The sequence below is a fragment of the Pararhizobium sp. LjRoot238 genome (genome assembly GCF_964252955.1).
Classification (GTDB): domain Bacteria; phylum Pseudomonadota; class Alphaproteobacteria; order Rhizobiales; family Rhizobiaceae; genus Pararhizobium.
The window spans coordinates 3,043,386-3,070,373 of the sequence record NZ_CAXUPP020000001.1; the positions used below are offsets into that span (position 1 = coordinate 3,043,386).

Consider the following 26,988-nt stretch of genomic DNA (forward strand, 5'->3'; position numbering starts at 1 on the left):
GGTGGACGGCCGCGCCGTCAGCACGGCACAAATTCCCGGAGACCGGCCAGATCGACTGCTTCGGTAATGCGCTTTGCCGTCTCGACCGGTATCGGCAGAAGCGGCGGACGAGGCCGCGCGCTCGAAATAATGCCGAGATGCTCGAGGCCGATCTTCATCCGCGTGTGCATATCGATCAGCGGCGGGGCGCCATAGATGGTGCGTACCATGGGGTAGAGCCGATCGTTGACGGAGCGCATCGCCTTCAGATCCACAGCCTTGGTGGCAGCCCACAAGTCGCAGAGCAGATGCGGGACCATGCTGGCCATACCGGAAAGAATGCCGTCCGCACCGGTTGCCATCTGCGCAAAAAGCCAATGGTAGTTCGAGGCGAGAATGGCGACGTCCGGTGCTGCCGATTTGATCTGCCTGAGATTGTCCTCGTAGATCGCTATGTCTGCGCTGCCTTCCTTGATGGCGATCACCCGCTCACGCTTGCTCAATTCGACAAGAACCGGCGTGCTGAAGCCGCTGCCTGATGCGACCGACTGCTGAAAGATCGAAACCGGAATGTTCACGGCGGCAAGAATCTGATCGACATAGTCGAGGACGTAGCGCGGATCGCCGGAGGCGCCGGCCGAAAATTGCGGCATGGGAAAGAGAACGGCCACATCGGCGCCGTGTTCCTCCGCTTCGCGCGCCTGCATCACCGCATCGGCGGTCGAATAGGCGATGACGCCGGTCAGTAGCGGCACGTCCTTGCCGATGAAGGCGCGGGTGCGCTTGATGACTTCGATGCGTTCGGCAGGGGTCAGCGTGGCGCCTTCGCCCGCATGGCCGTTTACGAAGACGGCATTGATGCCATGCGGCGTCGTGCAATAGTCAAGAAGACGGTCGTAGCTTTTCCAGTCGATGGCGAGGTTGTCGTCGAAGGAAAGCACCGTTGCGACCGTTACGCCTTCAAGGGAGATAGTGTTCATTTCGTTCCTCCGGTTTGCGTTCCGGCCAGATCGCTCCTGAGCCCCATGGGGCCGGCAACGAAGAGGCGGTGATCCATAAGTTTGAGATCGGGCGAAATCGTCGGAGTGAAGCGGAGCTGATCGAGAACGTCTTCCTGCAACCTCATGCCGGGCGCGAATTCGGTCAGCACCAGGCCTTCTCCGTCGAGTTTGAAGACCGCCCGCTCCGATACGAACGTCACGTCCTGTCCCCGGTCGCGCGCAAGGCGGCCGTTGAAGCTGATCTGGCCGACCGAGGGGACGAATTTCCTGAACTTACCTTCGCGGCGAATGGTCGGGGCACCGTTTTCTATGGCGATGTCAAGCCCGCCGCCCGTCAGCGTGCCGCTGAACACCAGGCGCCTGGCATTCTGCGTAATATCGATGAAGCCGCCGGCGCCGTCGTAGCGATCGCCGAAGCGCGTGACATTGACATTGCCCTCGCAATCTACTTCGGCGAATGACAGGAAAGCACAGGTCAACCCGCCTCCGTCATAGAAATCGAACTGATAGGGCTGGTCGATGATCGCTCTCGGATTGTAGGCCGTTCCGAATTCCCGCGCGTAACCCGGAACGCCACCAATGACGCCCGCTTCAACAGTGAGCGTCATGAAATCTTCGATGCCTTCCTCGGCCGCCACATTCGGGATCATGGCGGAAACGCCGACACCGAGATTGACGATGTCGCCGCGGCGCAACTCGAAGGATGCGCGCCGGGCGATCACCCGCTTTTCCGTCAGCGCGTCGGGCTTCAGCGCCGAGATCGGAATCTGCGTCTCGCCGCAGCGGCTCGGATCGTAGACCGTCGTATAGGTCTGCATCTGTTCCGGAGCCAGGACAAAATGGTCGATGAGGAAGCCCGGAATCTTCACCATCTGCGGATTGAGCGAGCCGCGTTTCACCTGTCTTTTCACTTGGCAGACAACCGTTCCGCCCGCATTGTGAACCGCCTGCGCTATCGACAGATCTTCGCGCGTGGTTGCCTCGTGTTCCATCGAGACATAGCCGTCCTCGTCAACGCTCGTTCCTCTCAGAAAGGCGATGTTCGGTGTCGGCGCACGGTAGAAGAGCCACTCCTTGCCGGCGAGTTCGATCAGCTCGATCATCGGCTCGACGGTCCGCTCGTTCATCCGCCCGCCGTCCTGCCGCGGGTCCACATAGGTGTGAAGGCCGACATGGGTGATGACGCCCGGCTGCTTGGCCGCCATGGCGCGAAACATTTGGGTCATGACGCCTTGTGGAAAATTGTAGCCCTCCATCCGGCCTTCCACGATCAGCTTCATGAAAGGAAGCTGGAGCCCGAAATTGCTTCCGAAGACCCGGCTGACAAGATCGGGATGGGCAAGCCGGCACAGACCCTTTTCGGTGACGGCGCCGATGCCGGTAACATGGACGAGCGTCAGCCCGTTCGGTTGCCCCTCCGAAAGGAAGCGCTTTTCCAGGCTTTCGAGGATCGCCTCGGGAACGCCGGTGCCGCCATTGCCGCCGACGGTTAGGATGTCACCATTGCGCACCAGTGCGGCGGCTTCGTCCGGGCTGATGAAACTGATCATGGCGCTATCCTCACGCGAATTCTTTTTCGAGCTGGCGGGCGATGATCATCCGCTGGATCTGGTTGGTTCCCTCATAGATCTGCGACAGCCGCACATCGCGGAAAATACGTTCGATGCGGTATTCCTTCGAATAGCCGTTGCCGCCGTGAATCTGCAGGGCATTGGAGGCATGCAGCATGGCCATGTCGGTGGTGAAGAGCTTGGCGTGGGCCGCTTCCTTGGCGATGGAATATCCCGCATCCTGCAATCTTGCGGCGTGATGAATGAGCAGTCTCGACGCTGCGATATCCTTGGACATATCGGCGAGCATGAACTGGATGGCCTGGAATTTGATGATTTCCGATCCGAACTGCTTGCGGCTTTTCGCATAGGCAATGGCATCTTCCATGGCGGCCTGCGCCATGCCGAGCGCCATCGAGGACATCATCAGGCGCGAGAAGTTGAAGTTGCCCATCGCCATCTTGAAGGCTTCGTTTTCCGGTCCGATACGGTTTTTCACCGGAACCCGGACATTGTCGAAGCTGATCTGGCAATCCTCGAGCCCGTGCATGCCGAGAAGTTCTTCCGATTTGCCGAGCGAAACACCCTTTCGGTCCGTCTCGACGAGGATGCAGCTGATGCCCTTGTGGCCCGCATCCTTGTCGGTTTTCGCAAAGACCATGATGAAATCGGCGATGCGTCCGAACGTCACCCATGCCTTGGTGCCGGTGATGACGTAGTCGTCCCCATCGCTCTGCGCGAGTGTGCGCATGGCCGCAACGTCGGAACCGCAATCCGGTTCCGTCGCCGCCGTCGCCGGAATGACGTCACCGCTCAGAATGCCGGGTATCAAGCTCTTGTGGAAGTCGTTTCCATGCTGGTGGAGAAAATGCGCGGCCTCGACGGGAATGGCGTAGGCATTGCCGAGAGCGCCGGATCCGCGCGCGATCTCTTCCATGACGATGCATGCGGTGACGGTATCGAGGCCGCTGCCGCCAGCCACTTCCGCGAGCGAGACGCCGAACAGGCCCAGATCCGCCAGCCCCTTGTAGAGCGCCCGTGGAAACTCGTCGTTGCGGTCGATCGCACTCGCTTCAGGCATGATGACGTCGCCCGCAAAGCGCCGGACGCTGTCGCGCAACATTACCTGCTCTTCAGTATAGAAATGATCCATTGCCTGCCTCTTTGCTATTTCTTGTGGTGAATATTTGATCAAATGTTGTACTACGTATCGGCCAGCTCGCCGGCATGGGAGACTTCGTCCGGTTCCCGATCGAAGAAGTAAATCACAACGGACTTCGCAGGGACGCCATAGGCCTCGACGAATGCATCCGTCAGTGAGCCGGCCGCTGTCCGACGCAACGCAACAGAGCGTCTGAATGCGTGTACTTTGACAAAAATACGTTTTATTTCAGCATCATAGCCAAATTCTCCAGCGTGCGAATAGCTGGCTTCGTTTATCGTGAAAAAGTAGGCTGAGACAATTTCCGGTGCGATGCTGTAAGCGTCGCAGAGGGATTTTGTCATCAATTTTGTCGCGGTTTTCCGAACTTCGGGCGTTGCATCGAAATCGAAAATTTCCAGAAAAGGCATGATTTCTCCTGCTGAAAATATGGGCAAATCGTGGTTTGCATGTTTTTCTTGCATTTTAGGCTGATTGGTAGTTGACAGTCGATATGATCAAATGTCAACATTCAATGCATGTTTTAGATCAATATTGGCAGCGACGACCAGTTGTCGCCGCTGCGATTGGAAGGGAAATATCCATGTCCTTGTTCCGGGGTAGCTACACGGTGATGGTGACGCCGTTCGATGAGGCCCAGCGCGTCGATGAGGCGCGCCTGCGCGATTTCGTCGAGTGGCAGATCGTAGAGGGTGTTCAGGGCCTGATCCCGCTTGGCAGTACCGGAGAGTTCCTGTCGCTGACGCGGCATGAACGCCAGCAGGTGGCGTCGATCGTGGTCGACCAGGCAAAGGGTCGGGTTCCCGTTCTAATCGGTACCGGAGCGGAATGGACCGATGAAGCCGTTTCCTTGAGCCGCGAGGCCGAAGCCCTGGGTGCTGACGGCGTCATGGTCATACCGCCTTATTATTCATCGCCGACGGAAGACGAACTGTTCGAGCACTACCGCCGCATCGGCGAGGCGATCTCCATTCCGGTAATGGTCTACAACAATCCCAACACGGCAAATGTCGACCTTCAGGCCGCATTCGTCGCGCGCCTGTCCGAGATAGACAACATTTCCTACATAAAGGAATCGAGCGGCAGCGTGTCGAGGACGACCGAGATCCTACGCCTGTGCGGCGACCGCATGACTGTCTTTGCCGGGTATCTGCCTTGGGAAAGCTATCTTGTCGGAGCGCAGGGCTACGTCTCCGTGTTTTCCAACATCGCGCCGGCCCTTTCGACCGAGCTTTTCAAGGTGACCGTGGACCAGCGCGACACTGAGGCTGGCCGGCAGGTCTATCACCGTATCCTGCCGCTGCTGCAGGCGCTGAGCGGCGATCTTTATGTGTCGGCAACCAAGGCGGCGCTTGAGATGATCGGACGCCCGACCGGTGCACCGCGTCCGCCGCGTTTGCCGCTGCCGCAAGCAAAAATGGCACCGCTGCGCCAGACGCTTTATGATCTCGGCCTAGTGGATCGTGCATCCGCCTGACCGTTATGCCCAGCATAGTCCAACGCATGCCAATCAACAAAGGGGAATAACGAAATGAGAAAATTTGCAAGAATTGCCATGTCGCTTCTGGCGATGGGTGCGTGGTCGATGCCGGTTGCGGCGGCCGAGTTCAACCTGAAAGCCAGCCATTCCGCGGCGAACACTGAACCTTACCAGACCGGGCTCCAGACCTTCGCCGACCGCGTCAGGGAGTTGAGCGGCGGCCGCGTCGAGGTGACGATCTATCCCAACAACCAGCTCGGCAACGAAAAAGAGGTCCTTGAAGGCCTGCTTCTTGGAACCGTCGATTTCGCCGTCACCGCCAACGGCGTGCTCGGCAACTTCGTGCCGTCGGTCGGCATTTTCGATCTGCCGTTCCTTTTCCGTGACCGCGAGCATCTCTACAAAGTCATGGATGGTCCCGTCGGCGATCAGCTCAAGGCCGACGTGACCGGCCCCGGTTTCCACCTGCTGGCCTTCTATGAGGCCGGTATCCGCCATCTTTTGACGAAGACCCCGGTGGAATCGATCGGCGATCTTGCGAATCTCAAGATCCGCACCATGCAGGTCCCCGCCCATATCTCCGCCTTCAAGGCGTTCGGCGCCAATCCGACGCCGATGGCCTATGGTGAACTCTACGGCGCGATCCAGTCCGGTGTCGTCGATGGCGCGGAAGCGGCCAACTCCAACTACTACGCCCAGAAATTCTTCGAGGTCGCTCCCAATTATGCGCAGATCTCCTGGACCGCGCTCGTGGCCGAGCTGTTGATGTCGGAAACCCGGCTGAAATCCTTCCCCGAGGAAATCCAGCAGGCGATCCTCCAGGCAGCGGCCGAATCCGCGAATGTCGAACGCAAGGCTTATGCCGACGCGGATGGCAGGCTGCTCAATGAACTAATCGCAAAAGGCGTGAAGGTCACCTATCCCGATGTGGCGCCGTTTCGTACCGCGTCCCAGGGTGTCTACGAAGAATTCGTGACGACGCCGGAACAGAAGCAGCAGCTGGAAACGATCCTCACGACGAAGTAATTTTCGCAACTCCTTGTCCTGATCGAGCATGCCGTGCCGGCAATCAACCGGCCGGCATGCCGGCAGCTTTCGGAAGTGAGGCCAGCATGTTTTCTTTTGTGATCTCCGCCCTGCGCGGATCTGTGAACGGTATCATCGTCTGCCTGTACGCCTTTATGTGCATTGCGATCTTCGCGCAGGTCATGGGCCGCTATTTCTTCGGGTTTTCCATCGGCGCCCTCGTCGAGAGCGCCACCTTCGCCCAGGTCTGGATGGTGATGCTCGGCGGCGGTGTCGCCATGCGCCTAAATATGCACAACAGCATGGATCTGTTTGCCCAGAGGCTGTCCAGCCCGGTTTACCGCGCCCTGATCGTTCTTTCGGCGGCAGCATGTCTCTGGTTTCTTGTCATCACCGCCATGGGTAGTCAGCCGTTGATCGCGATTGGTTCCTTCCAGTTGTCGCCCGCATTGCAGATTCCGATGTCGTTCGTCTACGCGGCCATCCCGGTCGGATGCGCTTATTTCGCCTTGGAGATACTGCTTTTCACGGCGGCGCGCTGGCGTGAAGGCCATGCGCCCGAACAGACCGTAGAGCAGGTGGAGTAAACCGATGATCACCCTTGCTATAATTGCCTTCTGCGTTCTGATGCTCATCGGAACGCCTGTCGTTTTCTGCCTGGGAATATCCGCGGCGATATCGCTGCTTGCGAGCGGTGTTCCGATGGCGATCGTCACCCAGCGCATCTATAGCGGGCTCGAAAGCTTCACCATCATGGCGATCCCGTTTTTCGTTCTGGCGGGACTGATCATGGAGAGGGGCGGCATCGCCCGGCGTTTCATTGATTTTGCCACCGCACTGGTCGGCTGGGTAACGGGCAGCCTGCTCTTCGTCTCGGTTGTCGCCTGCACCGGGTTTTCGGCGATTTCCGGTTCCGGTTCGGCCGATACTGCTGCCGTCGGGTCGATGACGCTGCCAGAAATGCGCAAGCGTGGCTACGATATCGACTTCGCGACTGCCACGCTGGCCGCTGCCGGCTGTATCGGTCCTGTCATTCCGCCGAGCATCATGATGGTGGTCATCGGCACGATCTCCAATATTTCCGTCGGCGCGCTGTTCCTCGGTGGCATCCTGCCGGGCTTGCTGATGTCGGTCGGACTGCTGATTGCCTGCCATCTGCATGCCAAGAAGGGCGGCGAGGCCTATCGCGACAGCGTGCCTTTCAGCGCCCGGCGCGTGGTGACGACAGCCGTCGCAGCCATTCCGGCGATGGGCATTGCGGTCTTTCTGGTCGGCGGCATCGTCGGCGGCATCATGACCCCGACCGAAGCCGCCGGCATGGCCGTGTTCGCCAGCATTCTCGTTGGCAAATATATCTATCGGGAACTTTCATTCTCGCAGTTGCCGGGGCTTTTGCTGCGTGCGTCGGCCATGTCGGCCGCGGTCATGATCGTGATTTCGACCGCGAATGTGTTCGCCTGGCTGATCACCAGCCAGAACGTGCCGCAGCTTCTCGCCGAGTATCTGGGCGCCGTGGCAGACAACAAGATCCTGTTCCTGCTTGCCGCGAACGTCATTCTCCTCCTGATCGGAACCTTCATGGAGGGGATATCGGCATTGCTGATCGTCATGCCGATTCTGCAGCCGATTGCCAACCAGCTCGGCATCGACCCGGTTCATTTCGGTGTCGTCGTCGTGATGAACCTGTCGGTCGGGATGCTGACGCCGCCTTACGGCAGCACCCTGTTCGTAGCCGCCACCATCGCCGACCGGAACGTCGGACAGGTCTCGAGGAAGATTGGCATGCCGATGCTTGCCTTGACGGCGGCACTTCTCGTCACGACCTATTGCCCCCCACTCGTCACCTGGCTCGCCGGAAGCCTGATGCCCTGACGCCCGGCGCGGATCTGCATCAATCGAACTTCCTGGAAAATAGAAAGCGAAAAATGTCAAAACTCATCGTCAAGGCCGGACCCTTTGAATTCAATGCCCGTTTCGAGGAAGAAAAGGCGCCGAAGACGGTTGCCGCGTTCCGCAAAGCGCTGCCGTTCATCAGCCAGATCGTCCACGTCCGCTGGAGCGGCGAAGGCGTGTGGGTGCCGCTCGGCGAGCACGACTTCGGGGTCGGGTATGAAAACCATACGAGCCATCCGGCTCCCGGGCAGATCATCCTTTATCCCGGCGGCATCAGCGAAACGGAAATCCTGCTTGCCTATGGCGGCGTTCATTTCGCAAGCAAGATGGGGCAGCTTGCCGGCAACCATTTCATCACCCTGACGTCAAATCTCGAAAAGCTGCCTGAGCTCGGTTCTTCGGTCCTGTGGAAGGGCGCCCATCCGATTTCCTTCGACGAAATCTGAACCGGAAAGCGCATATTGCTGATTGAAAACAGGTTTTCAAACCGGCTCGTTGCCAGAATGGATGACAGTGATGACAAGTGAGCTGCGCCAGACCGTTTCCGATGCATCCGGAACGATGAGTTTTGGCGCGAGGCTGCGCCAGCACGCGGCTGAGCGTGCCGATCACGTCGCCATCACCATCCTCGGCGCCGGCGACACGACCGAACATGTCAGGTGGGCCGAACTCAATGTCATGGTCGATCGTATCGCTCAGACGCTGCGGGAGCGCGGGGTTCATGAGGGGCATGTCGTCGGCATCGTTCTCTATAACGGGCTCGTCCACATTGCCGGGGTTCTGGCATGCTGGCGGCTCGGATGCACGATCATGGTCTTTGATCCAGGCCTGCCGCAACTGCAGATCGCCGCAATGCTCGACAAGGCGAATGCGGTCCTTGCGATTGTGGAGGACAAGCTGAAAACCGGCGACACCCGGCTTTTCAGTCGATCGGATCTGCTGGCGACCATGCGGGCTGCTTCCACGGAACCGGTTGTCGACCGGGTCTCAAAACCTGGAAAGATCATGTCGTCCGGCGGCTCCACCGGGACGCCGAAACTCATGGCGGACGATCTGCCGTGGACGAGCACGCCGGGGGAGGCTTGGGGAAATGTTGCGAAAAGCCTCGGCTTTCAACCGAACCAGGTCCAGCTGGTCTGTGGCGTGATGTCCCACAACGCACCCCTGACCTGGGCACATCTCGGACTTTTCGAAGGTCAACATCTCGTCGTCATGGAGCGGTTCGACGCTCTGCGCGCCTTGCGCGCGATCGACGAGCACGCGGTTCAATTTGTCATGGTGGTGCCCACCATGATGGTACGGATGCTAGATGTTCTGAAGGATGCTGCTGTTACGCTCGAAACGCTCGAGGCATTTTATCACACGGCGGCGTTGTGCCCTGCCTGGCTGAAAAGGGCGTGGATCGAGACCCTCGGGCCAGATAGGGTCTATGAGATGTACGGGTCCGGAGAAAATGTCGGGCAGACGATCATCACGGGACAGGAATGGCTCTCGCATCCCGGTTCCGTCGGCCGCCCGTTTGAGACCGACATGCGCATATTGGGTCCAAACGGCGAAGGACTCGAGTCCGGGGATGTCGGCGAACTCTTCATGCGGCGATGGTCTCAGCGGGGGAAGACGCGCTATCTCGATCCGGCCACTACCGTGCGTGCCGACCCGGACGGGTTCGTCAGTGTCGGCGACATGGCGTGGATCGATGGCGACGGGTTCGTCTATCTTGCCGGTCGCAGGGACGACGTCATCAATACCGGCGGTGTAAAGGTGCATCCGGAAAAGGTCGAAGCGGCATTGTTGTCGCATCCGTCCGTGCTCGACGCCGTCGTCGTCGGGGTGAGCGACCGCGACTGGGGGGAGCGCGTGCATGCCGTGATCGAATTGCTTGATCGCGACCGGCCGATCGACCTCGAGGACGTGAAAATTCACTGCAGCGCGCAACTGTCCGCCTATGAGGTTCCGAAGAGCATGACGATCGTCGACAAGCTTCCGCGTGACGGCTTCGGCAAGGTGAAAAGACGGGTCATACGCGAAGACTTTGCCGCAAGCGCGACTTGAGGCTCCGCTAAGGCGTCGGCTTTGTGTCAGGATCAGGGGCCGGCTACTGGATCGAGCGTGACCGAGCCCCGCCGGCTAAGCGCATCCCCCCGCGCTGGCTGCCGGGCTGTCAGGTGGATGGCGAGGCGGCTGTGCAGCATGACGAGCATGATAGTGATCACCGGCGTCTCGCGGCGGCAACGATAACGGTTCCGATCCCGATAAGCCTTGCGACGTCTGCTGATCGTATCGATCCCACGACCCGGCGAGTAAGGCCGGGGCAACAAGATAGAGGATGGTGGCGATCGTCACGACGCCAGTGAACCCGACATGCATTGCAAGCAGTGCGGCGAGGATCGCGCTCAGCACCGACGCACAGCCATTTATCCCCCATGCCCAGGGAATAAACGCCTCCGAGCGTGCGCCGACGTGGCCGAGGCCGAGGGGGAACGGCATGCCCATGAAGACGGCGAGCGGCGCTATGAGGAGGAGTGCGATCGCGATCTTCGCGGCATCCGGGAGTGCCAGCAGCCGTTCGAATATTAAGGGCAGCGCGAGCAGGTAGGTGGCAGCCAGGAATGCGATCACCACGACGGCGAAGGCAATGCCTCGCACTGCCGATCCGCGTCCGACGGCCGCCATCCACCGTGCGGCTAACGCGCTACCGAGACCGGCGAAGGCAAGGAAACCCGCAAGCACGACAGCGATAGCGTAGAGCGGATGGCCGAGGAACAGCACGAAGCGCTGGATGAAGGCGATCTCGATGAAGAGGAAGGCCAGGCCCAAGGCAAGGAAATAGAGCCCGAAGCGCAGCCGCTGTACGGCTCTCCCTGGTGCGCGCCGGCGAAGCCAGAGCGGCAGCAGGATCAGGACGGCGCTGAGGATCGCGGCCTGGACGAGCGTCGTCACCAGGATCAGGTAACCCCAGTCGAGCATCGCTGCCCCACCTTGGGTGCGCAGCATCAGGAGTTCGGGCAGGGCGCGCCAGCGGAAAAAGTCAAAGAAATAGGGCCGATTGTCAGTGGCCGGTGCAATATCGAACTTGTAGCGCTCGGTGAAGTCGGCGCGCTCAGGGCCGAGGAGCGCGAGCGCTCCCTCGTAGAGATATTCCTGGTCGAGCTGGTTGTAGCGGTTGACGTCGCTCGCGGAGATGCCCGGCGCCCACGAGATGTCAAAGAAATTCTCGGCCGCGAAGCCGCGGATGGCTGCGACGTCTTCGCCCGTGAACGGCGACTTGGCAACGAGCAGGGTTGCAGTGTTCCAGCTCCGGATCAGCGCCAGGTGCCGGCCCGACTCGGCCACGCCATCCGCTTCAAGCGCAGCGGTAGCAGTGGCGAACAGCTTGAGGATGTCGCGCGGCGGCACCCGCAGCCATCGCGTGACGGCGACGACTCCATCCGGTCTCAGCACCGCCAGGTAAGCCCTCAGTGCCTCCACGGTGTAGGTGTAGTTCTCATGCATGCTCTGCACGCCGGCCACGGCCGCGCTGAAGGAGTCAAGGAGCGGCATCTGGATCAGGTCGTAACGCTCGCCGGTAGTCGCGGCGAAGGCGCGGGCCTCGGCCAGATGCAGATGCACGTTCGGCCGGCTGAAGATACCGCCGCCGAAGTCCGCGAAGCGATTCCGAGCTAGGTCGATCATCTGCGGGTTGACCTCTACAGCATCCACGGTATCGGCTCCGGCGCGCAGCGCCAGCAGCATCTGCTCGCCACCGCCGGCACCGAGGATTAGTATTCGCGGCCGCTCAAGGATGCGGTACGGGAGCGCCGCCGTTGTCCGGTCGAGATAAGCGACCGTCGCCGGATCGCCGCCATAGGCGGTGATCGCCGTAAGACTGTCGCCATCGGTGAAGACGGCGAGTTGCGCGGGCGGCTCTTGGGTGTTGGCGAGGCTGAGGCCCGGCGCGTACCGGAAAGGTACGGTTGGGCTCTCGACGACCGTCAGCAGTCCGAGCGGGCTCGATCGCTCCTCGACCACCCGCGCGTTCGGCACTTCGAGAGCCATGCGGAGGCCCTTGTACTGCGACATGTGCGGGCCGGGGGCCGTCCAGGACAGTGGTAGCCACACCGCGATGACCGCGGCTGAAAGCCCGAGGCTACCCGCGGTGAGCCACCGATGGCGAGCCATGTCCGTCGCGGCAAGGGCAGCCGCCACGAATCCCAGCGCTGCGACGAAGCGCAGCGCTGCAGAGGGAAAGACCAGGAACAAGAGTCCGACGATGCCCAACGCACCGATCCCTGCGCCGACTAGGTCGAAGGCATAGACACGTCCGATCTGGCCAGTATGGCGGCTGAAGGCAAGGCCGATACAGGTTGCTCCGAAAAAGAACGGCAGGATCAGGAGAGCATAGCTGGCCGCCAGCCAACCGAGCTGCCCCGGGTTCCAGACGATCTCGAGCGCGTTGAACGGTAGGCGTTCGGCACCCGCGAAGCTGGCAACCGCAGTAATGCCGAACAGCGCTGCCGAGGCTGCGAAAGCGGCCGGGTACCGGTCCACCAGGGGGCGGCGGGCGAACGCAAGGAAAGTACCGCTCGCGCCGAATCCCAGGAGCGCGATGCTTATGATCATATAGGCAAAATGATGCCACTGAAGGATCGAAAAGAGCCGCATCAGCAGCACTTCGTGGGCAAGGGTCGCCGCCGATATGAGGCTGACCGGCAGCAGGCCCGCTCTCATCGGGCCTTACCTCCCCTCAGCGGCACAAAGCTCACCGGCAACAGCTGCCGGGTCATGATGCTTCCGTCCCGTCGCTTCTCGACCAGCATGAGAAACTGGGTCGCGAAGGGACCTCCCACGGGGACGACCATCCGGCCCCCCTTGGCGAGCTGCTTGACCAGCGGCGGCGGGATGTGGCTGGCAGCGGCAGTCACCACGATGCCGTCGAAAGGCGCGTGCGCAGGCCAACCATAATAACCGTCGCCTACCTTCACCTCGACATTGTCGAAGCGGAGCTCCGCGAGTCGGGCTGCCGCCCTCTTGCCCAATTCCGGTATGATCTCAATCGAGTAAACCTTCGCCGCGAGCGGCGACAAGACGGCTGCCTGATAGCCCGAGCCAGTGCCGATCTCGAGGACAACGTCACCAGGCCCGACGTTGATCAGGTCGGTCATCAGCGCGACGATGAAGGGCTGCGAGATCGTCTGACCGTATCCGATCGGCAGTGGCCGATCTCGATAGGCCGCGCCGCGCTGCTGCTCGGGCACGAAAAAGTCGCGCGGCACCTTCCCCATCGTCGTCAGCACCGCCGGATCGATGCCTTGTCCCTCGACCGCTGACGGCGCTGAGCGGGCGTGCCATTTGATCGTTTCGATCATCGCCGCACGCTCGGCGAGGCGATCCTGAGCGGGTGCGGATGTCGAAACCACGGCGGCAGCGCTCGCGAGAACCGCGGCCAGTAACGCTTGGCACTGGGTTAGTGGACGCATGAACTCTCTCCCGGCTATAACGCCGAGTATAGTGGCGGCGGCGGCAATTTTGAAGAAACCTCGCTGGGCTCTCTGCGGGTCTCCGGCTTGAGACTTCACAACAAAGCGATGGCGCTGACGGAAAGTGGTCGCGCCTACATCAAAAGTCAGAAACCACCCAATCCGGTCATGCTTGCGGCCAAACGTGAGCGGCCGCAAAGCGGAAATGATTTCCGTCAAATCGTGTTAAACGGTGGTTCAAGTTACAAGCCTCTGTGGCTTCAGGCCCCCGCAACCAAATGAGACTTGCAAATTTGCCCATGCAAGCCGTCTAACAGAAAGCTCCTCCGCACAAGCGTCGAGGAGCTTTTTTTGTTTATGCTCCGTGTCGAGTTCACCGGCTTCAATGGACGCCAGATACCCTTGACGATGATGTCGGCATGTGGCTCGAACAAGCTAACCAGCTTGTCGCCGGCCGGCACCGCCTCGCCGACCGGGACCAGCCGCTCGGTTTGGGCGATGATCCGTTCGATCAGCGGCATCTGGTTGGGATGCGTCGCCCCGGGCAAGGTAACACCGTCACCCAAGTGCCTTCTGGAGATAGGACTGGTCAAAGACGCCAGCGGCCGATGTCCGGTGACCTTCGTCCAGCAGACCGGCGCGGATCATCAGGTCGATGGTGATCTCGAGCGCCCCTGCGGGAATGGCGAGGCCTTGAGGCCACATGCCCATGTCACGCATGTAACGGAGCCCGCGGCGAGCCAGATCTGCATCGTCCGGCACGGTGATGCGCTGAAAGATCGGTAGCGTGATTTCTTCCTTCGAGGAATCGTTGGATAGTGTGCCGTCGCAGTGATTATGACGGGTTAGATTACGCCGAGAATGGGCAGTTCCTGTGGCGGGACGAGTAACTGGATGCTTCGGGCGACACCGGGCTGCCTGTCGATCAAGCCGAGCCGGTCGAGGGTGTTGAGCATCTGGTGGACTGAGGGTGCGGTGACCCTGAAGTAGCGCTGGAAGTCCGCCTCTGCCGGAGCGCGGCGATTGATCTGCGAATAGGCCCAGATGAAGGCGAGGTACTGGCCCTGTTTGGCGGTGAACCGCGCTGGGGGCTGGGGCGTCTTTTGGTGAGTTTCACGCTAGCTGATCCAGCGAGCACCCGGTTGACGGTCGCCGTCGATATCCCAGCCGCATTGGCTAGATCGCGAATGGTGGGACGTGACAAGTAAATCTCCGTTCAGCCAACGAGCAAGCGACGCTCACGTCCACATGCTTTCGGGGGTAAGGATGTCAAAAGGAACAATCCGCTGTTCGATCGACGCTGCATCTCTTCGTTCGATCAGCCGCAACATGACGTCGATGAGTTCCCGGGGCATTCTTTCCAGGGGATGGCACAGCGATGCGGTGATCAAACCCTCGCTCAGCCCTTTACGCGTTTCCGGCCCGATATCGCTACAAACGATCCGGATCTTGCGTTGCTGCTCCGGTAACAGCTCGCGCAAGGCTCTCAAAACCCCCGAAATGCCGCCGCCATTAACAAAAATGCCTCTGAGGTTCGGTTCTTCGTCTATCAACCTGCGAACGATAGCATAAGCGTTTTCTGGAACCTCGTGGGTAAGAAGTGTTTCGCTGACATGAATTTCGGGCGCATGCTCACGCATGTACGACCGGAAGCTTGCATCCGCTATGTCCTGGCACTGATAGCGATTGCTTCCGACGAGGGGAACGACGTTGCCGGGACCTTCGGTCGTCTGGCTAATGAACCAAGCGGCGGTTCGGCCCCTCTTCCAGTTGTCGGTGCCTACAAAGCCCGCCCGACTGGCTGCCGAGAGGTCGGTAACATAGGCAACCACAGGAATACCCATGGCGCGCAACTCGTCTATTGCCTGACTAACCAGCGGATGATCAGCCGTTATTACCGCAATGGCGTCGGCCGATTCACCCATCTTCAGCAGATTCATGGAGACTGCTTCGGGAGAAAGATCGTCCTCGAAGACGACTTCGGGCTTGATGACGGCATCGCTGCGGAGCATGGACGCTGACGTGATCCCTTCCGCCCACAACTGGTACAGCGGCCGATGCGACTGCTGCATTAGGAAGGCAAGCCGACGATGCGGCAGGTTCTCACGCTTGCGTTGGCGTAACGCGCCAAGCCCATAGAATCCGATTTCATCAGCGGCATCCAGAATTCGGTCAATCGTTTCCGCCCGCACTGTTCCTGTTCCGTGCAAGAGCCGGTTGAGAGTGGAAAGACTCACATTCGCAGTCTTCGCCAGATCATTCATCGTCGGTCTGTTCATCTTCCAACATCCCCATGAATGTCATTCATGAATGACATGTTTTGGAATAAAAAAGCGCATTCAAAACGAAGTAGGTTCCATTCTGACACTTCTCACGTTACACATCAATACGCATTTTGTGGAGCCATCTGATGATGGGAAATGGGAGGAAGAAATGGGACGTTTGAAGCACTTCTGTGCAGCATTACTGGCGACAACCGTGTTGGCATTTGCCGCCGGGTCGGTCTCAGCTGCAAATATCGCCGTCGTCGGCGGAAAGAACGACGACGCTTTCTGGAACATTATCAAGAAGGGTGTCGATGACGCTCGCCTGATCGTCGAGGCGAATGGCGGAACGGTGAACTACCTTCGACTTCAGAGCTACGATAACTTTGCCCCCGACGTCGTGCAGCTCATCCAGACGGCGATCAGCCAGAAGGTCGATGGGCTCGTTATTCCGAATTGGGTTCCGGAAGGGGAGGATCCGGCGATCAAGGAAGCGATCAAGGCGGGCATCAAGGTCATCCTGATGAATGCCGGTGGACATGAAAAGGCGAAGGAACTCGGCGCCATCAACTATGTCGGCTCGGATGAATACATTGCGGGTGTCGCAGGTGGCGAGTACTTCTCGAAGCAAGGCAAGAAAAACGTGCTCTGCGTGAACACTGTTCCTGGGGCCGCCAATCTGGAAGCTCGTTGCAAGGGTGTGATCGAGGGAATTACGAAGGCTGGCGGCGGCGCCAAGCAATTGCCACTGCCCGCGACGAGTTTTGGCGATGCTACGGCCGTTGCCGAAGCCATCAAAGCGACATTGCTTCAGGACGCCAGTATTGATGGTGTTATCACCATCTCCGCCGGAGATGCGGACTCGGCGGCCATTGGCGTTATGCAGGCCGGCAAGACTGAAACAGTTCTTCTCGGAACTTTCGACCTCAACCAGTCGGGTCTCGACCGTATTAAGGACGGGACGCAGGGCTTTGCAATTGACCAGCAACCCTATCTTCAGTCTTTTCTGGCGGTCACCCTTCTGTCCTCCGCGATAGACTTCGGAACCGATCTCCCAACGGCACCGGTTCTGACCGGCCCTGGTATCGTTGACAAGTCCAACATCGAAGCCACTTTGGCTGGTGTCTCGAAGGGCGCCCGATAAGCAGCTCTTCTTCGCCTCGATCCGCGCCTTTGCCGCGGATCGAGAGCCGCGCTCGCGAACTCGTGAAGCTGCAAGGGCGCTGGACGATGCTGCCCGTTCCAAGCTTCCGGACAACACTGGAGTGAAACACGTGAAAAATTTCCCTGTGGGCGATCTTCTTCGTCGCCCGGAATCTGGCGCCTTTCTTGGTCTTGTATTCGTGCTCGTCTTCTTCGTTGTCTTCGGTAGCGTCGAATTCCTGAAGCCTGCCGGCGCTGCAAGCTGGCTGAACGTTGCCGCCAATCTCGGTATCGTCGCAATCCCGGTCGGACTTCTCATGATCTCCGGCGAACTGGACATTTCAATTGGTGCGATGATCCCTGCGGGGGCTTTGACCGTCGCGATCATCTCCGGCTACTACGGCTTGCCGATTTGGCTTGGTGTGGTCGGGTCGCTTACACTCGGTTTGGTTGTCGGTCTCATCAACGGCTTCTTGGTCATACGCACAGCAGTGCCATCGTTGATCGTCACGCTCGGGACGCTTTTTGCCGTGCAAGGACTAATACTGGGCTGCTCCGTGTTTCTTACGGGAACGACCAGCGTCTCGTTGAGCCCGGCCCAATCCGGCGCTGTCGCGAAGGCCCTCTTTGGCCAATTCATTGGCGGAAGTTTCCAGGTAACCATCATCTGGTGGATGGTTCTGACAGTGATCTATGTCTTCTACGTCCACTATTCACCTTTCGGAAGCTGGCTTTTCGCCCTGGGCGGCGACAAGGTGAGTGCACGCAATGCGGGCATCCCGACAGACAAACTGACGGTGACGCTATTCGTACTATCGTCGGTGAGTGCGGCGTTTCTCGGAATGTGTCAGGCGATCCTGTTCAACGTCGCCCAAGTCTCGGCCGGCATGACATTCATCTTCAACTCGATCATCTCGGTCGTGGTTGGCGGCGTGTTGCTGACGGGCGGTTTCGGCTCGGTTATCGGCATCTTTTTGGGCACGATTACCTTCGCCATCGTTAACCAGGGCATCTATTTCACGTCCTTCGACCGCAATTGGTCGAGCCTCATCATCGGTGTCATGTTGCTGCTGGCGGTGCTGATGAACAATACGTTCCGCATTATGGCCCTGACCTATTCCCCGAAGAAGAAGTGAGGACAGACGATGACCATGCCAATCCTTGAACTGAGAAACGTCAACAAGTCTTTTGGCCCGATCGATGTCCTTCACGATATCTCGCTGAAGGTCCATGCGGGGGAGGTGCTGTGCCTCCTGGGGGACAACGGAGCAGGTAAATCCACGCTCATCAAGACGCTGGCAGGCGTCTACAAGCCCAATTCGGGTGAGGTGCTGATGGACGGAAATCCGGTCGATTTCGGCGGCCCGCGCGATGCGCAGCGCATGGGCATCTCCACCGTGCATCAGTTTGGCGGAACATTCCCGCTGATGAGCATCGGCCGCTCGTTCTTTATTGGTGCGGAGCCCACCAAGGGCTTCGGCCCCTTCAAGGTCTACGATCGCAAGAAAGCCAACGAAATTGCGGTAAAAGCAGTGCAGGGATTCGGCATCACCCGTATCGATGACGGAGACCGGCTAATTGGCGGCCTTTCGGGCGGTGAGCGGCAGTCTCTGGCGATAGCCCGCGCCGTGCATTTCGGTGCGCGCGTCCTGATCCTTGACGAGCCGACGGCAGCATTGGGCGTCAAGCAGGCATCTCACGTCCTGCGAATCGTGCTGGAGGCGAGGAGGCGAGGGATCGCCGTGATCTTCATTACCCACCAGGTCACCCATGCCATCGCGGTTGGCGACCACTTCGCAGTCCTGATCCGGGGTGCGGTCGCCGCCAATTTCCGCAAGGGCGAAAGGTCGCGCGAGGAGATCACCGATTTGATGGCCGGCGGCGAAGCTTTGGCGGATCTGGGCGCCGAGGTGGAGAGCTACATGGCGAGCCATGACGGCCATCCGCCGCCGGTGTCGTCAAAGTGAACAAAGAAAGATAACGGAGTAAGACCGATGAAGATTGCCCTCGACCCTCACATGCACCGGTTCACCAGCCTAGAGGAATTGCCGGCGAAGGTTGCCGAGCTCGGCTATGAGTGGATCGAACTGTCGCCGCGTGCGGATTTTCTTGAATGGTTCAAGGCGCCGCGTGTGTTTCCAGAACGGATCCGATCTTTCAAGAAGGCGCTCGCTGCCGAGAGCGTAAAGATCGCCTCGCTTCTGCCGATGTATCGCTGGGCGTCGAATGACGAAGCAGAGCGACAGGCCGCGGTCAAGCACTGGAAGCGTGCCATCGAAATTGCCATCGAGTTGGAAGTCGACACGATGAATTCAGAGTTCGGCCGCGGTCCGCATCCCGACAAGGGCTCCTGCTACTGCTGCCACACGGGTTCGATGATTGAGGCCTGCGAAGACGCCTGGTGGCGTTCGATGGAGGAACTCGTCCCGATCTTTGAACGCGAAGGTATTAACCTGCACGTGGAGCCGCACCCGGAGGACTGGTGCGAGACGTTACAGCCGGCGCTCGACATCATCCGGACGGTCAATTCGAAGAATGTGAAGTTCCTCTATTGTGCGCCGCATACCTTCTATTTCGGGGACGATACCAAAGCCATGCTGCGTGAGGCGAAGGATGTGCTGGCACATGTGCATGTCGGCGACACGTTCAATCACAAGGCAAGTTCCGGGCTTCGCTACATCCTGAACCCGCCTGGTACCAATGCTCGCATACACCAGCATCTGAATATCGGCCAGGGCGAAGTGCCGTGGGACGACTTCTTCGGCACGCTCGCCGAGATTGGCTTCGACGGCATCATGACCTCTTGCGTCTTCGCCTGGGAAGATCGAGCTGACGAGTCAAGTAAGTTCATGCGCAACAAAATGCAGGAGTATGTCGACCGCTACTTCAAGAAGTAATGCGCGCGCTAGCGGCGAGAACCAGAGCACACGACAGAAATCGAGAAATGTAACGGAGATGCCGCCCAAAGGGCGGCCTTCGGCAGGGTAGTTATTGCCTCAACAAGGCGCCAGCAAACGAATGGGCGCCCGGGGCTTCAATTGAAGAGGTTAACGAGATGATCAACGGAGAACGACTGATTTCGCGCCCATTGCGCTGGGGAATGGTCGGTGGCGGACGCACCGGGCAGGTGGGTTACAAGCACCGCACAGGGGCCTTGCGCGACGGCAATTATCAACTGGTGGCTGGCGCCTTCGACCTGGATGTTGAACGAGGCCAGGATTTCGGCGTCAATCTGGGCGTGGCCCTGGATCGCTGCTATCCGGATTACAAGGCGCTGATCGCAGGCGAAACCGCCCGCGAGGATGGCGTCGACGTGGTGTCGATCGCCACACCGAACTTCACCCATTATGAGATCACCAAAGCCTGCCTCGAGGCCGGGTTACATGTGATCTGCGAAAAGCCGCTTTTTTTCACCGTTGCTGAATGCGATGAGGTCGCCAAATTGGCCGAGGAGAAGGGCCTGATTGTCGGTGTTACCTACGGCTTTACCGGTCATCCGCTGGTTCACCAGATGGCGGCGATGGTCAAGAAGGGAATGCTGGGCGACATTCGTATCGTCGATATGCAATACACCCACGGCTTTAATTCCGGGGACGATGTGGGTGCCGGCGAAGCCGTCAAATGGCGCACCAATCCCAAGACCGCAGGCCCGACTTTCGTTCTCGGTGATATCGGCACGCATCTCTACTATCTTTCGGAAGTCGTGCTGCCGCACATGAAGATCGAAAAACTACTTTGCGACCGCAAGGCTTTTATCCCGACGCGTGCGCCACTCGAGGATCATGCCACCGTCCTCATGCACTACGACAACGGTGCGCGTGGGCGCCTCTGGGTCTCGTCGGTCAATGCCGGCAACATGGGTTCCCAGCGTTACCGCTTCGTGGGTTCCAAGGCGTCGATCGAGTGGTCCGACTCCCGCCCCGACCAGTTGATCTATGAGGTTCAGGGCGAACCGAACCGCACGCTGCATCATGGCATGCCCTATCTCGAAGAGGAGAGCCTTGCTGTCGATCGCATGGGGGCATTGCATACTGAAGGACTCGGCGACAGCTGGGCGAACATCTATCTCTGGATCGCCCAGGCCATCGACGCGAAGACGCGCGGGGACGAAGCTTTCCTGAAGACTCATCACTATCCGGGCATCAAGGCCGGCACGGAAGGCGTGCGCTGGTTGGAAAACTGCGTCCGTTCGGCGGATACGGGCTCGGCCTGGATCGACTTTATGTAACAGGACCGGGGGCGCGTTGGACCACCTCCCGTCCTTCTCCTGAAACGCGTCCCCACACATTCTTTGGAAAGATGACACAATGAAACTCGCGATTTGCACTGATGTGATGGCGAACCTCTCTTTCACGGATATGCTCGACAAATGCGTTAAGCTCGGCGTCGAGGGTATAGAAATGACCGGCGGCGGATGGTCGAGCGGCCCGCATTTCCGCGCCGACGAACTTCTGGCCGACAAGGGCTTGCTCCGGTCCAAGCTCAAGGAAATTGAGGCTCGCGGCCTGGAAATCGCTGCCCTCAATTGCTCCGCCAACCCGCTCGATCCCGGCGATATGGGCAAGCGCCACCGCAAGGAGATGGAAGAAACCATCCGGCTTGCGGGCGAGATCGGTGTGAAGAAGATCGTGACCATGTCCGGTTTGCCGGAGGCGGCCCCCGGCGACATGGTACCGAACTGGCTCGTCTACACCAAGAGTTGGCCGAACGAGATGCCGGAGCGTGATCGCTACCAGTGGGAAGACCGCGCGTTTCCGCTCTGGCACGATCTGGTGAGGCTTGCCAAGGAAGTTGGCGTCGAGAAATACGCGCTCGAAAACTTCTCGGCGATGCTCGTATGGAATCCCGAAACCCTGTTCCGCCTGCGCAACGAAGTTGGCCCGACAGTCGGCATGAACCTCGATCCGTCCCATTTGATGTGGATGGGGGCGGATCCCATCGCATCGGCACGCGCGCTCGGAGATGCGATTCATCACTGCCACGGCAAGGACACCCGCATCGAACGCGGACTGGCCGACGTGAACGGGCTGCTCGAACTCAAGGAGGTCACTGACGTTGCCAACCGGACCTGGAACTACGTCGCAGTAGGGGCAGGCCACGATCTGCAATGGTGGAAGGAGTTCTTCTCGGTGGTTCGTATGGTTGGCTACAATGACTGGGTTAGCCTCGAAATGGAGGATTTCACGATGTCCATCGAGGCGGGCATCCAGTCGTCCATCGACGCACTTCAAGCAACGATCAGCCGCTGACCGGTTTGGCGCGGGCTGCGATTGCGGCCCGCGCACCGCGCCTGCATGAGGACGACATGACCAACCCGATCACCATCACCACTGCCCCCTGCTGCTGGGGGGTCGATGACGTGAAGAACCCTCATCTCCCCCATTGGGAGAAGGTGCTGGACGAGGCGCAGGCCGCCGGTTTCGGGGGGCTGGAGCTTGGGCCCTATGGCTATCTGCCGCTTGACCTCGGCCTTGTTTCGGAAGCGCTGAACAAGCGTGACCTGAAGATTGTCGCTGGCACAATCTTTGACGATCTGGTTTCACCTTCAAATCGTGACAACCTCCTGCGCCAGACCGATGAGATCTGCGCGTTGATTACACGGTTGCCGAAGCCTGAAACCCATGCCGGCCAGCGCTATGCAGCACCCTATCTGACCGTTATGGACTGGGGTCACGACGAGCGTGACTATGCTGCGGGACATTCTGACCAGGCCCCGCGCCTTGATGAAACGGGGTGGAATGGGATGGTGGAAAACATCCGCAGCATCGCAACGCTTGCGCGCGACCAATATGGGGTACGCGTCACCATCCATCCCCATGCCGGCGGCTACATCGAATTCGCCGACGAACTGGAGCGTATCGTTAACGATATTCCTGCCGATCTGGCAGGTCTGTGCCTCGACACCGGGCATATGGCCTATTCAGGCATGGATCCTGTTGCCACCCTTCGCCGTTACTGGGATCGTGTCGATTACATTCATTTCAAAGACATAGATGCCAAAGTTTTCAAGGACGTAATGGGCAAGCGCATTCGTTTCTTCGATGCCTGCGCGAAGGGGGTCATGTGCCCGATCGGGCGCGGCTCGATCGATTACCCTACTGTCCGAGCCCTGCTTACCGAACTGGGCTACGGCGGATACATCACTATCGAACAAGAGCGCGACCCCCGTAACGACGGTGGCATTCTTGACGACTTGGCAGCCAGCCGGGCTTTCCTGGCGCGTACCGGCTTTTGAAGGCCTGCGAGGAGACCTGACATGAAATCACTCGACGTCATCACCATCGGCCGGTCCTCGGTCGATCTTTACGGAGCCCAGATCGGCGGCAGGCTGGAGGACATGGGCTCGTTCAATAAATACATTGGCGGTTCGCCAACCAACATCGCCTGCGGTGCGGCCCGGCTCGGTCTGAAATCCGGTTTGATCACCCGCGTTGGCGACGAGCATATGGGCCGGTTCATTCGCGAGCAGCTCAAACGCGAAGGTGTGGATGTCGACGGGGTCGCTACCGATCCGGAGCGTTTAACGGCACTCGTCCTGCTGGGCATTCGTGACGAAGAGCAGTTCCCGCTGATTTTCTATCGCGAGAATTGTGCCGATATGGCGCTCAGCGAGGACGACATTCATGAGAGTTACATCGCCTCGGGGCGTGCGCTTGTCGTGACCGGCACGCATCTGAGCCACTCGCGGACCGAGGCAGCTGTTTTGAAAGCCTTGGAGCTTGCCCGCAAGCACGGGCTGCGTACCGCGCTCGACATCGACTATCGCCCAAATTTATGGGGCGTCGCCGGCCACGGCGAAGGTGAGAACCGGTTTGTGGAAAGCGGCAAGGTGACTGCAAAGCTGCAATCGACGCTGCATCTGTTTGATTTGATCGTCGGCACGGAGGAAGAGTTCCACATTGCTGGTGGTTCGACTGAGACGATTGAGGCGTTGCGCGTAGTTCGCAAAGTGTCCAACGCTACGCTCGTATGCAAACGCGGCGCTGCCGGCGCGGCGGCCTACGTGGGCCCAATACCAGGCAGGCTGGAAGATGGAGAGACCGGTCCCGGCTTCCCGATCGAAGTGTTCAACGTGCTGGGCGCGGGCGACGGCTTCTTCGCCGGACTCCTGAAGGGGTGGCTCGAAGATGCGGACTGGCCAACGGCTCTTAAATACGCCAATGCCTGCGGCGCTTTTGCCGTTTCTCGCCACGGATGCACGCCGGCCTACCCGTCGCTCGAGGAGCTGAAGTTCTTCCTTGAACGCGGGGTCAAGCAACCTGACCTGCGCAATGACAGCGAGCTCGACCAGATCCACTGGTCTACGAACCGTCATCGCAATCACGGGGAAGACTGGCCTGAATACCGGATATTTGCGTTCGACCACCGCATGCAACTTGAGCAGATGGAGGGCTACACCCATGAAAGGGGCGGCGCGTTCAAGGAGCTTTGCCTCAAAGCGGCATTGGACGTTCAAGAGGGACGACCTGGCTACGGGATCCTGTGTGACAATCGTATCGGGCGGCGGGCGTTGCATGAAGCCTCGGGTACCGGCCTCTGGATCGGACGGCCTTGCGAATGGCCGGGTGCGCGCCCGCTGACGCTGGAGCCCGAACTGGGCAGTGATTACGGCGGCCTGGGCGAGTGGGCACGGGAAAACGTCGTCAAGGTCCTTTGTTTCTGCCATCCTGACGATGATGCTGAAATGCGTTCCGATCAGGAGGCGACGGTGAAACGCCTTTTCGAGGCATCGCGGCGCGACAACCTGGAATTCCTGCTGGAGATCATTCCCTCGAAGGTGGGACCGGTCGATGACGAAACGACGGCGACGCTGATCCAGCAGTTCTATGACATTGGCATCTTTCCCGACTGGTGGAAGCTTGAACCGATGAAAACAACCGCTGCCTGGGCGAACACCATTGCCGCGATCGAGAAGAACGACCGGTATACGCGTGGGATCGTCGTCCTGGGTCTCGATGCGCCGGAGGCCGAACTGGCGGCGAGTTTCGAGGTCGCCGCCGGTTTCGATCTTGTCAAAGGCTTTGCCGTTGGTCGGACGATTTTTGGCGATGTCGCACGCAGCTGGATGAAAAATGAAATGCAAGACGACGAAGCCGTCGGCGAAATGGCAAAGCGCTATCGACGCCTGTGTTCGGTTTGGGACAAGGCAAGGGCAGCCGCACGGGAGAAGACAGCATGACCAAGACAATCAAGCTCACCGCCGCGCAGGCGCTGGTCAAATGGCTTTCAGTGCAGATGACTGAAGACGGCGAGCGCTTCATCGAGGGCGTCTGGGCCATTTTCGGGCACGGTAATGTGGCGGGCCTGGGAGAAGCGCTGCATGGGATCGGCGACAAGCTACCGACCTGGCGTGGCCAGAACGAGCAGACTATGGCTCACGCTGCCATTGCCTATGCCAAAACGAAGCGACGCAAGCGGGCGCATGCGGTGACCAGCTCCATTGGACCCGGTGCGACCAATATGGTGACAGCGGCAGCTCTGGGGCATGTCAATCGTCTGCCGGTCTTGTTCATTCCCGGCGATATCTTCGCCAACCGCCGCCCCGACCCGGTGCTGCAGCAGATCGAGGATTTTGACGATGGCACGGTCAGTGCGAATGACGCCTTCCGACCGGTAGTCCGTTACTTTGACCGCATCGCCCGGCCGGAGCATCTGCTGACCGCGTTGCCTCGCGCGCTGTCCGTCATGACGGATCCGGCGAATTGCGGACCGGTATGCCTCGCTTTCTGCCAAGATGTGCAGGCCGATGCCTACGATTATCCGGAAAAGTTTTTTGAGCCAAAGGTCTGGCGTGTTCGCCGCCCGGAACCTGATCGCCGAGAGCTCGATGACGTGGTTGCGATGATCCGGGCGGCGAAGAGCCCGGTCGTCATTTCAGGCGGCGGTGTTCTTTATTCCGGCGCCGAGGACGTTCTCGCTGCCTTCGTGGAACAGCACAATATCCCCTTCGTCGAGACACAAGCCGGCAAGGGCGCGACCTCGTGGGAAAACGCCTACAATTTCGGCTCGCCCGGCGTTACCGGCTCGGAATGCGCCAACCGTCTTTGCGCGAAAGCCGACCTGGTGATTGGCGTCGGCACGCGCTTTCAGGATTTCACGACGGGATCCTGGGCCTTGTTCACGAACCAGGAACGGAAGCTCGTCTCCATCAACCTGCATGGCTATGATGCGACAAAGCATGGCGCAATGCCCCTCGTTGGTGATGCCAGGGTGACGCTGGAGAGGCTTTCCGCTCTGCTGGAGGATCATAGGGCGCCGTCTTTCGACGCCGAATCCCGGAACAATTGGCACCAGACGGTGAGTAAGGTCACTGCCGCGCCGGAAGTCGATTTGACCAACTATCTTCCCACCGACGCCCAGGTGATCGGCGCCGTGCAGCGGGTAGCCACGAAAAAAACCGTTGCAATGTGCGCGGCAGGCACGATGCCGGGCGCGCTTCAGGTGCTGTGGCAGTCTGCAAAAGGCGGCTACCACATGGAATACGGCTATTCCTGCATGGGGTACGAGGTAGCTGGCGCTATGGGCATCAAGCTTGCGGCGCCAGAAAAGGAAGTCATCTGCTTCGTTGGCGACGGCTCGTACATGATGGCCAACTCGGAATTGGCGACGGCAGTCATACGGCGCATTCCTTTTACCATCGTGCTGACCGACAATCGCGGCTACGGCTGCATCAACCGCTTGCAGATCGAATGCGGCGGGGCGGAGTTCAACAATATGTACAAGGACTCCAACATTGAGGTTATGCCGGAGATCGACTTTGTGGGCCACGCCCGGTCCATGGGTGCCCATGCGGAAAAGGCAGTCGATATCGCCGATCTCGAGAAGAAAATTGTCGAAGCGCGCCCCAGGAACATCCCCACGGTCATTGTAATCGACACCGACGCTGTCCCGGGACTCGATGTGGGCGGGCATTGGTGGGATGTCGCCGTGCCGCAGGCGGGGGGACCTGAACGTCTCGAGCAAGCGCGCGAGCGATACAACCGAAATGCTGCAAATCAGCGTACCTTTGATTGATCGGTGTGCCAACCGGAGGA

24 protein-coding genes and 1 pseudogene are annotated in these 26,988 nt (G+C 59.5%); 15 read left to right on the forward strand and 10 right to left on the reverse strand.

Annotation, left to right across the window (positions count from 1 at the left end):
* Window positions 1-17: 17 nt before the first annotated feature.
* From ACSQ3F_RS14765 to ACSQ3F_RS14780, 4 genes are read right to left on the reverse strand one after another with little or no spacing between them, the layout of a single operon-like run.
* Window positions 18-959, reverse strand: coding sequence for a dihydrodipicolinate synthase family protein (locus tag ACSQ3F_RS14765; protein WP_436100907.1), 942 nt, complete (start codon window positions 957-959; stop codon window positions 18-20).
* Window positions 956-2,530: an acyl CoA:acetate/3-ketoacid CoA transferase gene (locus ACSQ3F_RS14770; RefSeq protein ID WP_436100908.1), complete on the reverse strand. Its 1,575-nt coding sequence runs from the start codon at window positions 2,528-2,530 to the stop codon at window positions 956-958. Before ACSQ3F_RS14770 ends, ACSQ3F_RS14765 begins: the two co-directional genes overlap by 4 nt.
* Before the next feature lie 10 nt (window positions 2,531-2,540).
* On the reverse strand, window positions 2,541-3,683 hold the full coding sequence (locus ACSQ3F_RS14775; RefSeq protein ID WP_436100909.1) for an acyl-CoA dehydrogenase family protein: 1,143 nt from the start codon (window positions 3,681-3,683) through the stop codon (window positions 2,541-2,543).
* A 50-nt stretch (window positions 3,684-3,733) separates the two neighbouring features.
* Window positions 3,734-4,102: a tautomerase family protein gene (locus ACSQ3F_RS14780; RefSeq protein ID WP_436100910.1), complete on the reverse strand. Its 369-nt coding sequence runs from the start codon at window positions 4,100-4,102 to the stop codon at window positions 3,734-3,736.
* A 173-nt stretch (window positions 4,103-4,275) separates the two neighbouring features.
* On the opposite strand from ACSQ3F_RS14780, the gene dapA reads away from it, so the two are divergent.
* From dapA to ACSQ3F_RS14810, 6 genes are all read left to right on the forward strand, one after another.
* A complete protein-coding gene (gene dapA / locus ACSQ3F_RS14785; RefSeq protein ID WP_436100911.1) occupies window positions 4,276-5,169 on the forward strand; it encodes a 4-hydroxy-tetrahydrodipicolinate synthase in 894 nt (297 codons plus the stop codon).
* Window positions 5,170-5,223: 54 nt separating this feature from the next.
* On the forward strand, window positions 5,224-6,198 hold the full coding sequence (locus tag ACSQ3F_RS14790) for a TRAP transporter substrate-binding protein (RefSeq protein ID WP_436100912.1): 975 nt from the start codon (window positions 5,224-5,226) through the stop codon (window positions 6,196-6,198).
* An 86-nt stretch (window positions 6,199-6,284) separates the two neighbouring features.
* Window positions 6,285-6,785: a TRAP transporter small permease gene (locus tag ACSQ3F_RS14795; RefSeq protein ID WP_436100913.1), complete on the forward strand. Its 501-nt coding sequence runs from the start codon at window positions 6,285-6,287 to the stop codon at window positions 6,783-6,785.
* A 4-nt stretch (window positions 6,786-6,789) separates the two neighbouring features.
* A complete protein-coding gene (locus tag ACSQ3F_RS14800) occupies window positions 6,790-8,070 on the forward strand; it encodes a TRAP transporter large permease (RefSeq protein ID WP_436100914.1) in 1,281 nt (426 codons plus the stop codon).
* 53 nt (window positions 8,071-8,123) lie between these two features.
* The gene (locus ACSQ3F_RS14805; RefSeq protein WP_436100915.1) at window positions 8,124-8,537 is read left to right on the forward strand and encodes a DUF3830 family protein; all 414 of its coding nucleotides are present in this window, start codon (window positions 8,124-8,126) and stop codon (window positions 8,535-8,537) included.
* Between the two features lie 70 nt (window positions 8,538-8,607).
* Window positions 8,608-10,143 (forward strand): AMP-binding protein, encoded by a 1,536-nt coding sequence (locus tag ACSQ3F_RS14810; RefSeq protein WP_436100916.1) that lies wholly within the window; start codon window positions 8,608-8,610, stop codon window positions 10,141-10,143.
* 75 nt (window positions 10,144-10,218) lie between these two features.
* Here ACSQ3F_RS14810 and ACSQ3F_RS14815 read toward each other — a convergent pair whose 3' ends face one another.
* The 6 genes and pseudogenes from ACSQ3F_RS14815 to ACSQ3F_RS14840 all read right to left on the reverse strand — a co-directional run bounded on the left by ACSQ3F_RS14815 (window position 10,219) and on the right by ACSQ3F_RS14840 (window position 15,826).
* Window positions 10,219-12,798 carry an SAM-dependent methyltransferase gene (locus tag ACSQ3F_RS14815; protein WP_436100917.1) on the reverse strand — a complete coding sequence of 860 codons (2,580 nt, stop codon included), beginning with the start codon at window positions 12,796-12,798 and terminating at the stop codon, window positions 10,219-10,221.
* Window positions 12,795-13,547, reverse strand: coding sequence for a protein-L-isoaspartate(D-aspartate) O-methyltransferase (locus ACSQ3F_RS14820; RefSeq protein ID WP_436100918.1), 753 nt, complete (start codon window positions 13,545-13,547; stop codon window positions 12,795-12,797). Before ACSQ3F_RS14820 ends, ACSQ3F_RS14815 begins: the two co-directional genes overlap by 4 nt.
* Window positions 13,548-13,807: 260 nt before the next feature.
* Window positions 13,808-14,113, reverse strand: coding sequence for a hypothetical protein (locus ACSQ3F_RS14825; RefSeq protein ID WP_436102214.1), 306 nt, complete (start codon window positions 14,111-14,113; stop codon window positions 13,808-13,810).
* Window positions 14,106-14,309: a hypothetical protein gene (locus ACSQ3F_RS14830; RefSeq protein WP_436100919.1), complete on the reverse strand. Its 204-nt coding sequence runs from the start codon at window positions 14,307-14,309 to the stop codon at window positions 14,106-14,108. The genes ACSQ3F_RS14825 and ACSQ3F_RS14830 overlap by 8 nt, the downstream gene beginning before the upstream one ends.
* Before the next feature lie 83 nt (window positions 14,310-14,392).
* Window positions 14,393-14,614: pseudogene (locus tag ACSQ3F_RS14835) on the reverse strand (LexA family protein); the annotation flags it as partial.
* Between the two features lie 171 nt (window positions 14,615-14,785).
* Complete coding sequence (locus ACSQ3F_RS14840; RefSeq protein ID WP_436088372.1) at window positions 14,786-15,826, reverse strand: LacI family DNA-binding transcriptional regulator; 1,041 nt, start codon at window positions 15,824-15,826, stop codon at window positions 14,786-14,788.
* Between the two features lie 154 nt (window positions 15,827-15,980).
* On the opposite strand from ACSQ3F_RS14840, the gene ACSQ3F_RS14845 reads away from it, so the two are divergent.
* From ACSQ3F_RS14845 to iolD, 9 genes are all read left to right on the forward strand, one after another.
* Window positions 15,981-16,955 (forward strand): sugar ABC transporter substrate-binding protein, encoded by a 975-nt coding sequence (locus ACSQ3F_RS14845; RefSeq protein ID WP_436100920.1) that lies wholly within the window; start codon window positions 15,981-15,983, stop codon window positions 16,953-16,955.
* Window positions 16,956-17,085: 130 nt separating this feature from the next.
* Complete coding sequence (locus ACSQ3F_RS14850; RefSeq protein ID WP_436100921.1) at window positions 17,086-18,090, forward strand: ABC transporter permease; 1,005 nt, start codon at window positions 17,086-17,088, stop codon at window positions 18,088-18,090.
* A gap of 9 nt (window positions 18,091-18,099) precedes the next feature.
* Complete coding sequence (locus ACSQ3F_RS14855) at window positions 18,100-18,921, forward strand: ATP-binding cassette domain-containing protein (RefSeq protein ID WP_436100922.1); 822 nt, start codon at window positions 18,100-18,102, stop codon at window positions 18,919-18,921.
* Between the two features lie 27 nt (window positions 18,922-18,948).
* Window positions 18,949-19,851 (forward strand): sugar phosphate isomerase/epimerase family protein, encoded by a 903-nt coding sequence (locus tag ACSQ3F_RS14860; protein WP_436100923.1) that lies wholly within the window; start codon window positions 18,949-18,951, stop codon window positions 19,849-19,851.
* 158 nt (window positions 19,852-20,009) lie between these two features.
* A complete protein-coding gene (locus tag ACSQ3F_RS14865) occupies window positions 20,010-21,182 on the forward strand; it encodes a Gfo/Idh/MocA family protein (RefSeq protein WP_436100924.1) in 1,173 nt (390 codons plus the stop codon).
* A gap of 79 nt (window positions 21,183-21,261) precedes the next feature.
* On the forward strand, window positions 21,262-22,203 hold the full coding sequence (locus ACSQ3F_RS14870; RefSeq protein WP_436100925.1) for a sugar phosphate isomerase/epimerase family protein: 942 nt from the start codon (window positions 21,262-21,264) through the stop codon (window positions 22,201-22,203).
* A gap of 56 nt (window positions 22,204-22,259) precedes the next feature.
* Complete coding sequence (locus tag ACSQ3F_RS14875) at window positions 22,260-23,189, forward strand: TIM barrel protein (RefSeq protein ID WP_436100926.1); 930 nt, start codon at window positions 22,260-22,262, stop codon at window positions 23,187-23,189.
* A 21-nt stretch (window positions 23,190-23,210) separates the two neighbouring features.
* Window positions 23,211-25,133 carry a bifunctional 5-dehydro-2-deoxygluconokinase/5-dehydro-2-deoxyphosphogluconate aldolase gene (locus ACSQ3F_RS14880; RefSeq protein ID WP_436100927.1) on the forward strand — a complete coding sequence of 641 codons (1,923 nt, stop codon included), beginning with the start codon at window positions 23,211-23,213 and terminating at the stop codon, window positions 25,131-25,133.
* Window positions 25,130-26,968: a 3D-(3,5/4)-trihydroxycyclohexane-1,2-dione acylhydrolase (decyclizing) gene (gene iolD, locus ACSQ3F_RS14885; protein WP_436100928.1), complete on the forward strand. Its 1,839-nt coding sequence runs from the start codon at window positions 25,130-25,132 to the stop codon at window positions 26,966-26,968. Before ACSQ3F_RS14880 ends, iolD begins: the two co-directional genes overlap by 4 nt.
* Window positions 26,969-26,988: the final 20 nt, after the last annotated feature.

Coding starts and splice junctions, on each gene's coding strand:
- ACSQ3F_RS14765 (WP_436100907.1), bottom strand. CDS start 959: ATGAACACTATCTCCCTTGAAGGCGTAACGGTCGCAACGGTGCTTTCC.
- ACSQ3F_RS14770 (WP_436100908.1), bottom strand. CDS start 2,530: ATGATCAGTTTCATCAGCCCGGACGAAGCCGCCGCACTGGTGCGCAAT.
- ACSQ3F_RS14775 (WP_436100909.1), bottom strand. CDS start 3,683: ATGGATCATTTCTATACTGAAGAGCAGGTAATGTTGCGCGACAGCGTC.
- ACSQ3F_RS14780 (WP_436100910.1), bottom strand. CDS start 4,102: ATGCCTTTTCTGGAAATTTTCGATTTCGATGCAACGCCCGAAGTTCGG.
- dapA (WP_436100911.1), top strand. CDS start 4,276: ATGTCCTTGTTCCGGGGTAGCTACACGGTGATGGTGACGCCGTTCGAT.
- ACSQ3F_RS14790 (WP_436100912.1), top strand. CDS start 5,224: ATGAGAAAATTTGCAAGAATTGCCATGTCGCTTCTGGCGATGGGTGCG.
- ACSQ3F_RS14795 (WP_436100913.1), top strand. CDS start 6,285: ATGTTTTCTTTTGTGATCTCCGCCCTGCGCGGATCTGTGAACGGTATC.
- ACSQ3F_RS14800 (WP_436100914.1), top strand. CDS start 6,790: ATGATCACCCTTGCTATAATTGCCTTCTGCGTTCTGATGCTCATCGGA.
- ACSQ3F_RS14805 (WP_436100915.1), top strand. CDS start 8,124: ATGTCAAAACTCATCGTCAAGGCCGGACCCTTTGAATTCAATGCCCGT.
- ACSQ3F_RS14810 (WP_436100916.1), top strand. CDS start 8,608: ATGACAAGTGAGCTGCGCCAGACCGTTTCCGATGCATCCGGAACGATG.
- ACSQ3F_RS14815 (WP_436100917.1), bottom strand. CDS start 12,798: ATGAGAGCGGGCCTGCTGCCGGTCAGCCTCATATCGGCGGCGACCCTT.
- ACSQ3F_RS14820 (WP_436100918.1), bottom strand. CDS start 13,547: ATGCGTCCACTAACCCAGTGCCAAGCGTTACTGGCCGCGGTTCTCGCG.
- ACSQ3F_RS14840 (WP_436088372.1), bottom strand. CDS start 15,826: ATGAACAGACCGACGATGAATGATCTGGCGAAGACTGCGAATGTGAGT.
- ACSQ3F_RS14845 (WP_436100920.1), top strand. CDS start 15,981: ATGGGACGTTTGAAGCACTTCTGTGCAGCATTACTGGCGACAACCGTG.
- ACSQ3F_RS14855 (WP_436100922.1), top strand. CDS start 18,100: ATGACCATGCCAATCCTTGAACTGAGAAACGTCAACAAGTCTTTTGGC.
- ACSQ3F_RS14860 (WP_436100923.1), top strand. CDS start 18,949: ATGAAGATTGCCCTCGACCCTCACATGCACCGGTTCACCAGCCTAGAG.
- ACSQ3F_RS14865 (WP_436100924.1), top strand. CDS start 20,010: ATGATCAACGGAGAACGACTGATTTCGCGCCCATTGCGCTGGGGAATG.
- ACSQ3F_RS14870 (WP_436100925.1), top strand. CDS start 21,262: ATGAAACTCGCGATTTGCACTGATGTGATGGCGAACCTCTCTTTCACG.
- ACSQ3F_RS14875 (WP_436100926.1), top strand. CDS start 22,260: ATGACCAACCCGATCACCATCACCACTGCCCCCTGCTGCTGGGGGGTC.
- ACSQ3F_RS14880 (WP_436100927.1), top strand. CDS start 23,211: ATGAAATCACTCGACGTCATCACCATCGGCCGGTCCTCGGTCGATCTT.
- iolD (WP_436100928.1), top strand. CDS start 25,130: ATGACCAAGACAATCAAGCTCACCGCCGCGCAGGCGCTGGTCAAATGG.